Raw genomic sequence first — 12,454 nt, 5'->3', positions numbered from 1 at the left:
CATGCAGACCATCTTCGTCATGGTCAAGTGCGAGCTGGGCAAAGCCTATCAGGTGGCCGATCAGGCCGTTCAAGACATCGAGCAGGTGTCGGAGGTGCACTCCATCTCCGGCCAGTACGACCTGCTGATGAAGTGCTATCTGCCCCAGGATCTGGACATCGGCCGATTCGTGACCGAGAACATCCAGACCCTGGCCGGGGTGCGCGACACCTTCACCCTGATCGCCTACAAGGCCTTCGCCTAGGGGCCGGACGGGCACAGGAAAAGGCCTTCGAAGGCTTCGGAAAAGGGGACCTCCGCCCGGCGCGGACGGTCCCCTTTTCCATGTCTCCCATCGCCGGCAACAGACATCGGACATTTCGCGAGAATCGCCGCGAAACCGTTGACTTGGCCGGTTGGTTACCTCAAACGTTCGGCATGTCCCAGCTCCCGTCCCGACATGCCCGGCGCGCCCGCGCCTCCAGCCCGAAGACGCACCGCCCGCAGGACCGCCGGTCGCTTGTCCTGCGGTCCGGCATCGTCGCCCTGATGGCCGCCTGCGGCGTCGTCCTGGCCGATCTGGCAGGCGCGCAGCAGCCCCAACCGCCGGCCACCGGGCCGGACCAGGGCGGACGGCTCGAAGTCGTCGTTCCGACGCCGGCACAGCCCGATGGAAGGCCCGCCGACGGGAAGCCTCAGGAGCCCCCGGTCCTTCTGGGAGCCGATGCGGTCACCTTCGACGAGGCGAACAGCCTCGTCACAGCATCGGGCAACGTGGAGCTGTCGCAGGGCGCGCGGACCGTCCATGCCGACACCATCACCTACAACCAGAAGACCAAGGTGGTCATCGCCTCCGGCAACGTCCGTCTGGTCGAGCCGTCGGGCGACATTCTGTTCTCCAACTACGCGGAACTGACGGACGACATGCGCGACGCGTTCGTCGAGAACGTCCGCATGCTGATGACCGACAACAGCCGCATGGCCGGCACCGAGGGCGAAAGGCGCGGCGGGCGGCTGATCCGCCTGAACCGCGCCGTCTACAGCCCTTGCGAACTCTGCCAGACCGACCCGACCCGCGCGCCCGTATGGCAGATCCGCGCCGCCCGTGTGGTGCAGGACAACGAGGATCACGAGGTCCGCTACCGCGATGCCGTCATGGAGATGTTCGGCGTCCCGTTCTTCTACACGCCCTACCTCTCTCATCCCGATCCCACGGTGGACCGGCGCTCGGGCTTCCTGACGCCCAGCTTCCGGAACAACTCCGAGCTCGGTTTCGGTGTCATCTCCCACTACTACTGGGACATCGCCCCGGACCAGGATGCCACCATCGACGTCGGCGGCTATACGAATCAGGGCCTGTTCCTGGGCGGCCAATACCGCAAGCGATTCGAGAAGGGTCGCCTCCAGCTCGACGGCTCCGTGGCGCAAGGTGAGATTCCCAACGGCACGCTGAAGGGCGCTGACGACAAACGCTGGCGCGGCCACGCCTTCGCCAGCGGCCTGTTCGACATCGACGAGACGTGGCGCTGGGGTTTCAACCTGAAGCGGGCCAGCGACGAACTGTATCTGCGCCGCTACTTCAACATCCGCGATGAGGTGCTGACCAGCCGCGCCTTCGTCGAAGGGTTCAACGGACGCAATTACGCGTCAGTCACCGCCTACAGCTTCCAGGATCTGCGCTGGGGCAACCCGGTGCAGGAGCCCTACGTGCTGCCGGAAGCGCGCTACAACGCGCTGGGCGAACCGGGCAGCCTGATGGGCGGGCGCTGGTCGCTGGACAGCAGCCTGCTGGCCATCGCACGCCCGGGCAGCGGCGGCCCCGACACGCAGCGGCTGGCCGTGGAGCCCGGCTGGCAGCGCGACATCTATTCCAACATGGGTTTCGTGACGACGCTCGACGCCAGCGTCCTGCTGGCCGGCTACACGGCCCAGCGGTTCGACCCCATCGACCCCGCCGGCACCGGCGACGACAGCGTCCAACGCCTGCGCTTCTTCCCGCAGGCCACGGCCACCGTCCGCTACCCCTTCGTGCGCTATGGTGAGAGCAGCTTCCAGACCATCGAGCCGATCGGGCAGCTCAGCCTGTCGCCGCGGGTGGACAACGATCCGGCCTTTCCGAACGAGGACAGCCTCGACGTCGAATTCGACGAGGTCAATCTGCTGATGCCCAACCGCTTCACCGGAATCGACCGGTTGGACGGCGGTGCGCGCGCCACCTATGGCCTGCGCTCCACCTATCAGGGCTACAAGACCGGTTCGGCGAGCCTGTTCCTCGGCCAGAGCTTCCGCGCCGCCGACACGCAGAATTTCCGCGGTGGGTCGGGCCTCGACAAGAAGACTTCGGACTATGTGGGCCGCCTGGATCTGCGCCCGGCGGACTGGCTGGACGTGAACTACGGCTTCCGCATCGATCACGACACGCTGAAGCCGCGCCGGCATTCGGTCAACGCCTCAGCCGGTGTGCCGTTGCTGCGCCTGTTCAGCACCTACACCTATGTGGACCAGACCGAGAATCCCTATGTCGTGGAGCGGAACGAGGTGGAGCAGGCGAGCCTGACCCTTGCGTCGCAGTTTTCGACGCACTGGTCGGCCAGCATCTCCCATTCCCAGGCCTTCCGCCCCGACGCCGGACCGCGCTCCAGCGCGGGCGTGCTGCGCTATCAGGACGAATGCCTGATCTTCGAAGCCATTGCCCAACGCGACTACACGACAATCCAGAACGGCGAGGAGGAAGGGAACACGATCTTCTTCCGCTTCGTGTTCAAGAACGTCGGCGAGTTCCGCACACCGGGCATCAGCGCCGGTTTCCTCGGCCCGTCGGGAGCCAGCAACTGATCTGGGGCGGCTTTTTCTGCCAAGGTCAAGGGGTTGCATCGGACGGCCGATCTGGGTAGCCATAGCACCCTCTTCTTCCGTTCGGATTTTCTGCACATGGCCTTGGGACGCTACGACTACGAACGCCGCTATCGCCGCCGCTTCTGGGCGGGGTTCGCGAAGTTCGGTCTGTTCGCCGCCGTTCTCCTCGGTGTCGGTCTGTTCGCCTACCAGATGGGCATCGAGCAGTTGAAGGGCCGCGACGTGACGTTGCGGGAGGAGATTTCCACCCTGTCGCGCCAGAAGGCGGAGTTGGAGTTGCTCGCCAGCCAGATGCAGCACGCCGCCCGCACGGCGGAGGCCCGCGCGGCGGAGTTGGAGGGCAGGCTCCAGCGCGAGGTTCCCTCCGGCGATCTGGCGCGCCTGAACGGTCTGGTGGCGGAGCGGCTGAAGGGGGGAATGGACCCCAACCGCCTCGCCTTCGTGATCTCCCAAGTGCAGGCCGTGCGCACATGCCAGCCGGCGGAAAGCAAGCGATTCGCCCTGGCGACCCCGCTCCTGAAGTCGGGCAACCGCACCGTCAGCTTCAACAACGGAGCGGTGACGGTCAGCGGCGAGGGGCAATCGTCGCGCAACGCCCAGGGAAACGCCGAGAGCTGGTTCGACCCGGCGCAGCCGGTGACCATCAAAGTCATCGGCATGGGCGGCAAGGAGTCGGTCGCCAAGGGCGTGCTGCCGCTTCACCACACGATGGTGCTGGACAACACCGAGTACCGCTTCACCTTCGCGCCCGGCGCCCGGTCCTTCGTGGACGTGACCGCCGACCGCTGCCCCTTCCCCTGATCGCCCTTACCGATCCTCGTCCGGAACGGTGAAGGCATGCGGCGGCTGCCCCGCCGCATGGATGCCCCACATCGTCGCGTAGGCGCGTTCCAGGGCGCGGGCGAAGCGGTCGGTGTCGAATAGCGGCGCGTGGTCCCGCTCCGCCGCGAGGCGCGCCTTCAGACGGGCACGCCCGCCCGGATCGCGGGCCAGCCGCAGGGCCGCGGCCTCATAATCGGCGAGCGAGCGGACCGCCAGTTCAGGCAGGCCGGCGGCGCGCAGCAGGCTCGCCCCCACGCGGGACGCGAAGCCCTCCGCCGGCACGGTCAGCACCGGCAGACCCGCCCACAGCGCGTCGCTGGCCGTGGTGTGGGCGCCGACCGGCGTGGTGTCCAGGAACAGGTCGGCCAGACGGTAACGCGCCAGATGCTCCGCCGGGGGAAGCTGGGGAGCGAAGACCAGCCGGTCTGGCGCCACGCCGCGATGGGCGGCTTCCCGCCGCAGGTTGGCACCGGCCTCCGGATGGCTGTCCAGCAGCCAGAGCACGCTGTCCGGCTCGGCGCTCAGCAGGCGGCACCACAGGTCGAACAGGGCCGGCGTGATCTTGTAGGCGGCGTTGAAGCAGCAGAAGACCACACCACCCTCCGGCAGGCCGCAGGCCGCGCGGGTGGGGGCGGGGCCGATGGGGCGACGGCGGTCGTTGGGCTGGTAGCACAGCGGAAGCTGCGCGATCCGCTCCGCATAGAAGGGCTGCCGGTCGAGCGGCGTGACCAGCGGGTCACCGATCACGTAGTCGATGAAGCCGGCCCCCATCGTCCCCGGATAGCCCAGCCATTGCGCCTGCACGGGGGCCGGCCGGTGGGCGGCGATCTCCGGGCGGGCGTGCTGGGTGTATCCCTTCAGGTCCACCAGAATATCCACCGCGTCCTCCCGAATGCGCGCGGCGGCAGCGGGGTGGGACTGCGCGGACAGGTCCACGAACCGGTCGAAGGCGGCGCGCAGACGGTGCCGCATCGGTCCTCCGTCGTCGGGACCATAGCTGTAGCCGATGACCTCCACCCGGCCCCGGTCGTGGCGCTCGATCAGTTCCGCGATCAGGGCGGCGGTGGCGTGCTCGTGATAGTCGGCGGACAGATAGCCGATGCGCAGGCGGTCGCGCGGCCCACTGTCGCGACGGATCGGCAGGGGAGCGACGCCCTGGGTCCGCCAGTCCGAATAGCGGCGGGCACAGGCCAACTCCGCCGCCGGGCCGGCGCCCTCGCCGAGGAAGATCCAGGGGTGGACCTGCCGGGTGGCTCCATTGCGCACCAGGGCGGTCAGCTCCGCCGAGCGCTCCGCCAGCCCGTCCCAGCGGCAGAGATGGCGCATTTGCTGAACGAGTTGCGCGAGAATCCCGCCGGCATCGGATAGGCCGAGCGCCAGGGCGCGCTCGAATGACGGCAGGCTGTCCGCGACGCGCCCCGCCTCTTTCAACGCCAGTCCCAGGTTCGCGTGGGCCTCCGCCAGATCGGGGCGCAGGGCCAGGGCGTTGCGGTAGCAGGCCGCGGCCATCCCCCCCCGCTCCTGTCCCTGCCCTGGCCCCTGCCCTGGCCCCTGGACCACCGCGCCGAGGTTGAGCCAGCCGGGCACCAGCGTGGGGTCGAGCGAAACGGCCCGGCGCAGCACCGCCTCCGCCGCCTCCAGCCGCCCCAGCGCGCGGAGCAGGACGCCCTGGTTGCAGGGTGCCGGAGCGAAGCGCGGCATCAGCCTTGCGGCCTCGCCATAGGCGTCCGCCGCCTCCGCGTGGCGGCCCAGAGCCTGGAGCGTCAGTCCAAGATTGAAATGGTTGCCGCCGAAATCCGGCAGCCAGGACAGGGCGGCGCGGTGATGCGCCTCGGCCTCCGCCGCCCGCCCCTGCCGTCGCAACGCCTCGCCGAAGGCGGACCGGACCACCGCCTCCTCCGGCGTGCCGGGCTCGCCCAGCGCGTCGAGCGCGCCGAACAGCCCGGCCAGGGCCGCGGAATCGCCCGGCGCGGCGGCGCGGGCCGCACGGCACTCCCGGAGCCGGGCGCGGAGGTCGGCGGTCATGCCCGCCTACGGGGCTACTTGCGGACCCAGCGCCCGCCGGAAAGCACATACTGGCCGGCGGGAGTCCGCTCGATCAGTTGCTTCCCGGCAAGGGCCTGGACTTGATCCACCGAGGTGCCGTTGCTCCCCGCGATCTCTCGGTAGCGGGCGAGGCGCTGGGCGTTGACCTGCTCGGCCAGTTGGGCCGCGGAGGCCGGCGCGCCGGGGACCGCTCCGACCAGCCCGTCCGGCCGCTCGCCGATCTGCCCGGCGGCCTTGGCGGCCCCCAGAGCATCCTGGGCCGGCGCCGGAGCGGGAGACGACAGGGCGAGCGCCAGGACCAGCCCGGCGGCGGCGAACATGCGCTTCATGGCTTCTTCCCTCCCTTCGCGGCGCCCGAGGCGTCCCGGGCCGGCGGCAGACCGAACAGGGCCGGGTCGTCCGCGATGGCCTTTTCCAGGTCGCGTTCGACCTTCACCCGGACCTCCTGCTCGATCCGGATGTTCAGGTTGATCTCGATGGGCTTGTCGGGCGCCTCGACCTTGACGGTCGGCGTGCAGGCCCCCAATCCGGCGATCATCGCAGTGGTCAGGGCGGCGGTCAGAACGCGCCGGCTTTGAACCGTGTGTCTCATGGATTCTTTCGTTGGAACTCCGTCATGCGGTCGCGCACCGTCTCGGGAATGCGGTAGGTTTCCAGGCTCTGCCGCAGAATCCGGTCGAGCGCGCCGCTCACCTTAAGATTAAGCGCGACCGGATAGCCATCGTAGAATGACGGGTTGGACCCGCGTATGGCGATGCCGACCGCCAGTTCTCCGCCGGCCTCCCCTTCCACGGTGGCGCTCAGCGTGTCGTAGCGGAAGTCGGTCAGCGCGCCCATCAGAAGGGCGGTCGGGCTGCCCGCCTCCCCCGCCAGGAAGCCCGGAGGATTCTCGGGGTCGTAGCGCAGACTGCCGGGACCGTCGGCCTCCAGCAGCCCGCCGTCCAGGTGAACGGAGTCGGCGCCGATGCGCACGGGCAGGCTGCCGCTGACCGTTCCGCTGGCCTCCAGCCCGTCCACCGCGACCATCGCCAGCATGGGGCCGAGATGAACGCCCTCCGCCCGAAGCGTCACCGTCCCGCGCGGCGCCGCCGGATCGATGGTGAATGGCTCCGCCCGCAGCACCCCACCGGCCCAGCGCCATTCGGCGCGCTCCACGCTCAACCGGCCCTTCGCCCCATAGCCGAAGCGCAGCGTGCCGTCGGTCAGCGGCAGCCCGACGTCCAGCAGCTTCACCGCCAGCGTCTGGCCGGGCGCGACCACCGGCGGGAAGAGGTTGGGAAGCGAGAGCACGCCGTTGATCCCGCTGGCCGACACCGGCCCGAATTGCCCGGCCACATCGGCCAGAAGCAGATCGCCCTGCGCCGACAGCGCCGCCCCGTCCCAGGTCAGGCGGGCCTTGACTGTCAGGGTCCCAACCGTCTCCGCGATGGTGCCGGCGCCGGTCCAGTGGGTCAGAACCGGCAATCCCTTGGCCGGCGCGGTCAGCGTCGCCTGCCCGCGGTGGAGCGCCCCGTCGCGGGTCATGGTCAGGCGCAGCGTCCCCTCCGCCGTTCCCCGCGGAGTCGCCAGGGCCACGGCGGTTTGTCCGAACTGGATGGTGTCGATGGGAATGGGGACGGCTCCTTCCCCCTGCGTTTCACGCTTGCCGCCCGCGGTGGTGGAGCCGGTCAAGGGATAGCCGGCGAGGCGCAGGCCGCCGTCCTTGGCCACGTCCAGCCGGAGGCGGGCGTCCGCGATGTCCAGCCGGGCGATTCGCCCCTCCAGCAAGGTCTCCAGCGGGTGAAGGACGGTCAGGGTTCCGCCGACCGCCCCGCCCCGGTCCAGCCGCAGCGTGGCGCGGGTCCGCTCCGCGGACAGTTCCGTCACGGCGACGGCGGCGTCCGGGAACCCGGCGCGGCGCAGCGCCTGGGTGGCGGCGGCCCCGGCCAGATCGGTCCGGTGCAGGAACAGCAGGGCGAGCGCGCCGCCCAGCAGCATCATCTGCACCAGCACCAGCCATCGTCTCAGCCGCCGCATGCTTTGCCGCCGCACGCCTCGTCCCCCTCGTCGGTTCCCTTCGGGCATGAACACCCGCAGGGCACTGTATCGTCCACGGCGGGCCGGGCGCGACCGTTCAGACCTGCGACAATGATCGGACGGCCGCCGAAGACGGCACCCCCGCAGCGCGTCTTTGCATCCGCGCCGGTTTCCCCTATGGTCGCCTCCGCGGAATCGGCACATCGGAGAGTTTCGCATGTTGCGGTGGACGCGCATTCTCATGGCGGCACTGTTCGCCACTTTCTTTTTCGCACAGGGGGAGGCCAAGGCCTTGGATCTGGAAAACACCCTCTATCTCGACCTCAAGGACGGCCGCGTGGTCATCGAACTGCGCCCCGACCTGGCACCGAACCACGTCGCCCGCATCAAGGAGCTGACCCGTCAGGGCTTCTACAACGGCGTGGTGTTCCACCGCGTGATCGACGGCTTCATGGCCCAGACCGGCGACCCGACCGGCACCGGCACCGGCGGTTCCGGCAAGAAGCTGAAGGCGGAGTTCAGCAGCGAGCCGCACGTCCGCGGCACGCTGTCGATGGCCCGCACGCCGGACCCGGACAGCGCCGACAGCCAGTTCTTCATCTGCTTCGCCCCGGCCCCGTTCCTGGACAAGCAGTACACCGTCTGGGGCAAGGTCGTCGAAGGCATGGAATTCGTCGACAAGATCAAGAAGGGCAGCCAGTCCCGCAACGGCCAGGTCAGCGATCCGGACAAGATCGTCAAGATGCAGGTCGCCGCGGACGCCAAGTAAGAGGCGGCGCCGCTTCGGCGATCGGGGGCGGCGAACCGCGCGCCGCCCCTTTTCTGTTTCAGCGTCTCTGTTCAGCCATCCGGGCCGTCACGGCCCGTTCAGCGTCCCGGTCAGCGCCACCAGGAGATCACGCATGCTGCGTGGCCGCTCCTGCCAGCGCATGGACAGGCCGCTCAACAGCACCTTCTCGAATCCCGGTGCCACCGTGGCGCCGCTTTCGGCCAGACGCGGCACCCGGTCGCTCATGAAACGGCTGGTGGCGTCGGGCGGCGTCTTGCCGGTCAGGGCGTAATAGGCCGTGGCGCACAGCGCGTAGACGTCGGTCCAGGGCCCCTGCTTTCCGTCCGGCGCGTATTGTTCGGGCGGCGCGTAACCCGGCTTCAGGATCACCGTGAGGTCGGCGCCCATGCCGGCCGCGTGGCGGGCGGCGCCGAAATCCAGCAGCTTCCGGTCGCCGCCGCTGGTCAGGAAGATGTTGTCCGGGCTGATGTCGCGATGGACCAGTCCCTGTTCATGCACGGCGTGCAGCGCCTTCATGATCGGCGACAGCAGGGACAGCGTCTTGCGCGCATCGATCCTCCCGCCGCTTTCGACCACATGCCGCTTCAGGGTTCGTCCGTCCAGAAGCTCCATGACGATGTAGGCGGTCCCGTTCTCCCCGAAGAAGTCCTGGACGCTGACGACCTCCTTCACTTCCCGCAGGCGGGCGAGCATCCGCGCCTCCTCCAGGAACTTCGCCAGCCCGGTGGAGAAGCTGAGCGCATGCTCGTCGGAGAAAGGGACGACGCCGGGCGATCCGGTGGCGCGGGACACCAGATTGGCCGGATAGAACTCCTTCACCGCGACCTTGACCTGAAGCCGCTCGTCCCAACCGAGATAGGTGGCCCCGAAGCCTCCCTGCCCCAGGACGCGCCCCACGAGATAGCGGCTGAGCAGCCGCGTTCCCGGCAGCAAATGGACGCCGCTGCGGTTCTGGACGCGGACCGGATAGCCGCACTCCCGGCAGACCTCGCGCGGCGCCTTCGGAACGAAACAGCCGGGGCACAGGGCGGAGGGGGATGGCCTTGGCACCGTCACCGTCACCGCGGCCGTGCTCACCGGAAGGGCCGGTTTTCGAACGGCGGGAGCCGGGACGGTGGGCAGCGCCGTCGCCCCGCAAGGCTCATAGGTGAATGCCGGGGTGGATGCCGGCCCCGGCTGCACGTCCTGTGGCAGCGTCTTCGCCGACGTCAGTGGCATCTGGCGGAGCCGATCCAGAAGCTCGTAGAGGCGCCGGACCTCCGCCTGGGCGATGTCGTCGCCCTGGGCGGCGGCCAGCTCGGCCTGGAACTGCGGCTGGCGCGCGGTGTCGAGAATGTGCTGGCGCAGGATCGACAGCGCGCCGTCGTCGCTCACCAGACCGGAGCAGGCCAGTTCCGCCAGACGGATGGTGCGGCGGCGCGGCAGGGGCTCGATCTGGCGCAGCCGCTGGATGAGGCGGCCCCGCCGGGCGAACTCGTCAACCACGGAGGCCGCGCGGGCCGCGATCCGCTCCCGCTCGTCCTCCCGCAGGCCCGAAAGGCGGATGGCCTCCACCGCCCCGGTCAGGGATCGCCGCAGCAGCGCCGTGTCCGGCGTTTGGAGAACCATATTCTCAACCAGCAGCTCGTTCTTCAGCGCGGCGTCCAGTGCGTCCACGATCTCGCCGATGTGCCGCTCGGCAGCGGGTACGGCGGAGACGGCCGCCAGATAGTGGATACGGCAGATCAGATCCGGCTGGGTCTCACTGAGCCCCACGATGGAACGGCGGTAGGCGGTCGCCCCGCCCTGCTCCAGGCGGCGGGAGTAACGGACGGTCAGCGCGTCGGCCATGGCGGCCCCGCCGGTCAGCCCCGCCGGGGTTAGCAGATGGCCGATCAGCATCCGCAGCAGGTCGGCTTCCTGCTCCGCCGTGCCGCGCCCGAGCGGCTGCGGTGCGCGGAGCTGGCGCCGGATGCGTTCCAGCACCAGATCGCGGGCGGCGGGCAGGCGGCCCTGCCGGAACAGGCCGTTCAGAACGCCCAGCCGGTTCGGCCCGAAGGCCTCCATCGGCACCCGCCCGAACAGCAGGTCGCACAGCGCCACCAGAGGCGATCCGCCGGCCGGCGTGCTTCCAAGAAGCTCCTGGGTCGCAGCGGGCGAGGCCAGCAGATCGCCGATCACCTCGTCCAGCGCGGCGGACAGCGCGTCCTCCCGCTCCGCCGGGAAAAGCTGGATCAGCGCGTCGAGCTTGGACGTCCAGGTCCGGCATTCCTCCAACTCCAGGCAGACCGCCGCGCGCAGGTCGAACGCGGCGTCCCCGGTCGGCGACCGGCCCGGCGGGGCGCGCAGGATGGAGTCGATCAGGGCACGCCCGCGCGGCAGCCCGGTGAAGGCGAGTTGGACCGCGCGGGCCTTCGCGGAGGTTTCGGCCACGGCGTTGTCCAGCGCGCGGCGGCGGGCCTTCGCCTCCTGCCCCGGAAGGCGGGCCTGCACCGTCGCGACCTTGCCCAGGGCGGACTCCACCAACGTGGTCTTCGCCAGAAGCGCCTTCAGGTGCCGGTTGTTGTGGATCAGTTCCGTCGGGGTCAGCACGAGGCCGTCGAGATGCTGGCGCAGGGCGATGCCGACGACCATCCGGGCCGGACCGCCGTGATGATCGGCAAGCGTCTGGCAAAGCACCGCCTCGTCGAGTGTGCCGGTTGAACCGGATGATCCTGCGGTGGCGGGCGTCCTGGAAGCGGGCATTGACACGGGCGGCCTATGGTCGGGATCGGCGCGGCGGCTGACGACAGGGACGGTCTGTCATTATCCATGCCTTCCGGTAAACAGCCGGTATACGCGGGCCGGAACGGCTGAACGCTTCGGTTGCGCAGCCCACCGGGGCTGTTTGCGCAAAGGTGGAGCAAGGGGCCTTGCGGCGTACTCTTCGGCCCACTTTTGCGCGTGGCGCCGCCCTTCCCTTCCCCTGCCGGCTGTGCGATACCCGAACCGACACCGGCGCCCAACCACCGCCGGCAGGAGGCGTGGATGGAGCAGGTCGAGTTGGAACGGGGAATCGGCGCCGAGCCCTTCGTATTGCACCGCGACGCCGGGACCGGTTCCCTTGAATGCACCCTGTGCCCACAGCGCGGCGGCGGTGTGGCCCGGCTCGCCTGGCACGGCCCGAACGGCGCGGTCGACCTGCTGCGTCCGGCTTCCGATTGGGCGCTGCATCATGGGTCGGCCATCGACATGGGCTGCTTTCCGCTGGTGCCCTTCTCCAACCGCATCGCCGGGGGGCAATTCACCTTCGACGGGCGGCGGACGCAGCTTCCCCTGGACGGGGACGGCAACCCGCACGCCATCCACGGCCATGGCTGGCGCTCCGCCTGGACGGTGGAGGACGCGAGCGAAGCGGCTCTGCGCATGGTCTACCGGCACACCCCCGGCGGTTGGCCCTGGCGCTACCGCGCGACGCAGACCGTGGTGCTGGAGGAGGACGGATTCAGCCTGACCCTTTCCCTCGTCAACGAGGACGACCGGCCCATGCCCGCCGGGATCGGGCTTCACCCCTACTTTCCGAAGCCGCCGGGCACACGCCTGACCGCCCGGGTTGCCAGCGTCTGGCTGAACGGCCCGACCATCCTTCCGGCGGAGCGCGCCGCGGTGCCGCCCCGCTGGGCCTTCGCGGACGGAATCGTCATGGACCGGACGGTGCTGGACAACGGCTTCACCGGTTGGGATGGGCAGGCGGCGCTGGACTGGCCGACGCTCGGCCTGCGGCTGTCGATCGAGGCGGAGGGGCCGTTCGGCCATCTCATCGTCTACGCCCCGCCCGACGAGGATTATCTGTGCGTCGAGCCGGCGTCCCACATGACCGACGCGATCAACCGCCCGGAGGAGCCGGACGCCGGCCTGCGCCGCCTCGAACCGGGGGAGGCGTTGAGCGGTACCCTGCGGCTGCGGCCGGAGCCGCTCCCCCGGTAG

10 protein-coding genes are annotated in these 12,454 nt (G+C 69.7%); 5 read left to right on the top strand and 5 right to left on the bottom strand.

Annotated features, from left to right (window positions below):
- The first annotated feature begins 1 nt into the window (after position 1).
- The 3 genes from DS843_RS00420 to DS843_RS00410 all read left to right on the top strand — a co-directional run bounded on the left by DS843_RS00420 (position 2) and on the right by DS843_RS00410 (position 3,636).
- Complete coding sequence (locus DS843_RS00420; RefSeq protein WP_149466929.1) at positions 2 to 244, top strand: Lrp/AsnC ligand binding domain-containing protein; 243 nt, start codon at positions 2 to 4, stop codon at positions 242 to 244.
- Positions 245 to 417: 173 nt separating this feature from the next.
- Positions 418 to 2,814, top strand: coding sequence for an LPS-assembly protein LptD (locus tag DS843_RS00415; RefSeq protein WP_149466928.1), 2,397 nt, complete (start codon positions 418 to 420; stop codon positions 2,812 to 2,814).
- Positions 2,815 to 2,910: 96 nt separating this feature from the next.
- Positions 2,911 to 3,636 (top strand): hypothetical protein, encoded by a 726-nt coding sequence (locus tag DS843_RS00410; protein WP_149466927.1) that lies wholly within the window; start codon positions 2,911 to 2,913, stop codon positions 3,634 to 3,636.
- A 6-nt stretch (positions 3,637 to 3,642) separates the two neighbouring features.
- Here DS843_RS00410 and DS843_RS00405 read toward each other — a convergent pair whose 3' ends face one another.
- The 4 genes from DS843_RS00405 to DS843_RS00390 are packed head-to-tail and all read right to left on the bottom strand — an operon-like array spanning position 3,643 to position 7,719.
- Entirely contained in the window at positions 3,643 to 5,682 is a 2,040-nt protein-coding gene (locus DS843_RS00405) for an O-linked N-acetylglucosamine transferase, SPINDLY family protein (protein WP_149466926.1), read from the bottom strand.
- Between the two features lie 14 nt (positions 5,683 to 5,696).
- A complete protein-coding gene (locus DS843_RS00400; protein ID WP_149466925.1) occupies positions 5,697 to 6,032 on the bottom strand; it encodes a YdbL family probable chaperone protein in 336 nt (111 codons plus the stop codon).
- The gene (locus DS843_RS00395) at positions 6,029 to 6,295 is read right to left on the bottom strand and encodes a YnbE family lipoprotein (protein ID WP_149466924.1); all 267 of its coding nucleotides are present in this window, start codon (positions 6,293 to 6,295) and stop codon (positions 6,029 to 6,031) included. The genes DS843_RS00400 and DS843_RS00395 overlap by 4 nt, the downstream gene beginning before the upstream one ends.
- Entirely contained in the window at positions 6,292 to 7,719 is a 1,428-nt protein-coding gene (locus tag DS843_RS00390; RefSeq protein WP_286191852.1) for an intermembrane phospholipid transport YdbH family protein, read from the bottom strand. The genes DS843_RS00395 and DS843_RS00390 overlap by 4 nt, the downstream gene beginning before the upstream one ends.
- Positions 7,720 to 7,960: 241 nt before the next feature.
- Between DS843_RS00390 and DS843_RS00385 the strand changes: the two genes are divergently transcribed.
- Complete coding sequence (locus tag DS843_RS00385; protein ID WP_167525163.1) at positions 7,961 to 8,488, top strand: peptidylprolyl isomerase; 528 nt, start codon at positions 7,961 to 7,963, stop codon at positions 8,486 to 8,488.
- Positions 8,489 to 8,575: 87 nt separating this feature from the next.
- On the opposite strand, the gene DS843_RS00380 is transcribed toward DS843_RS00385, so the two are convergent.
- A complete protein-coding gene (locus tag DS843_RS00380; RefSeq protein ID WP_149466921.1) occupies positions 8,576 to 11,233 on the bottom strand; it encodes a serine/threonine-protein kinase in 2,658 nt (885 codons plus the stop codon).
- 282 nt (positions 11,234 to 11,515) lie between these two features.
- On the opposite strand from DS843_RS00380, the gene DS843_RS00375 reads away from it, so the two are divergent.
- Complete coding sequence (locus tag DS843_RS00375; RefSeq protein WP_149466920.1) at positions 11,516 to 12,454, top strand: aldose 1-epimerase; 939 nt, start codon at positions 11,516 to 11,518, stop codon at positions 12,452 to 12,454.

Source organism: Roseomonas genomospecies 6 (assembly GCF_008365375.1).
GTDB lineage: Bacteria > Pseudomonadota > Alphaproteobacteria > Azospirillales > Azospirillaceae > Azospirillum.
This window is presented reverse-complemented; position numbering and strand designations above follow the sequence as displayed.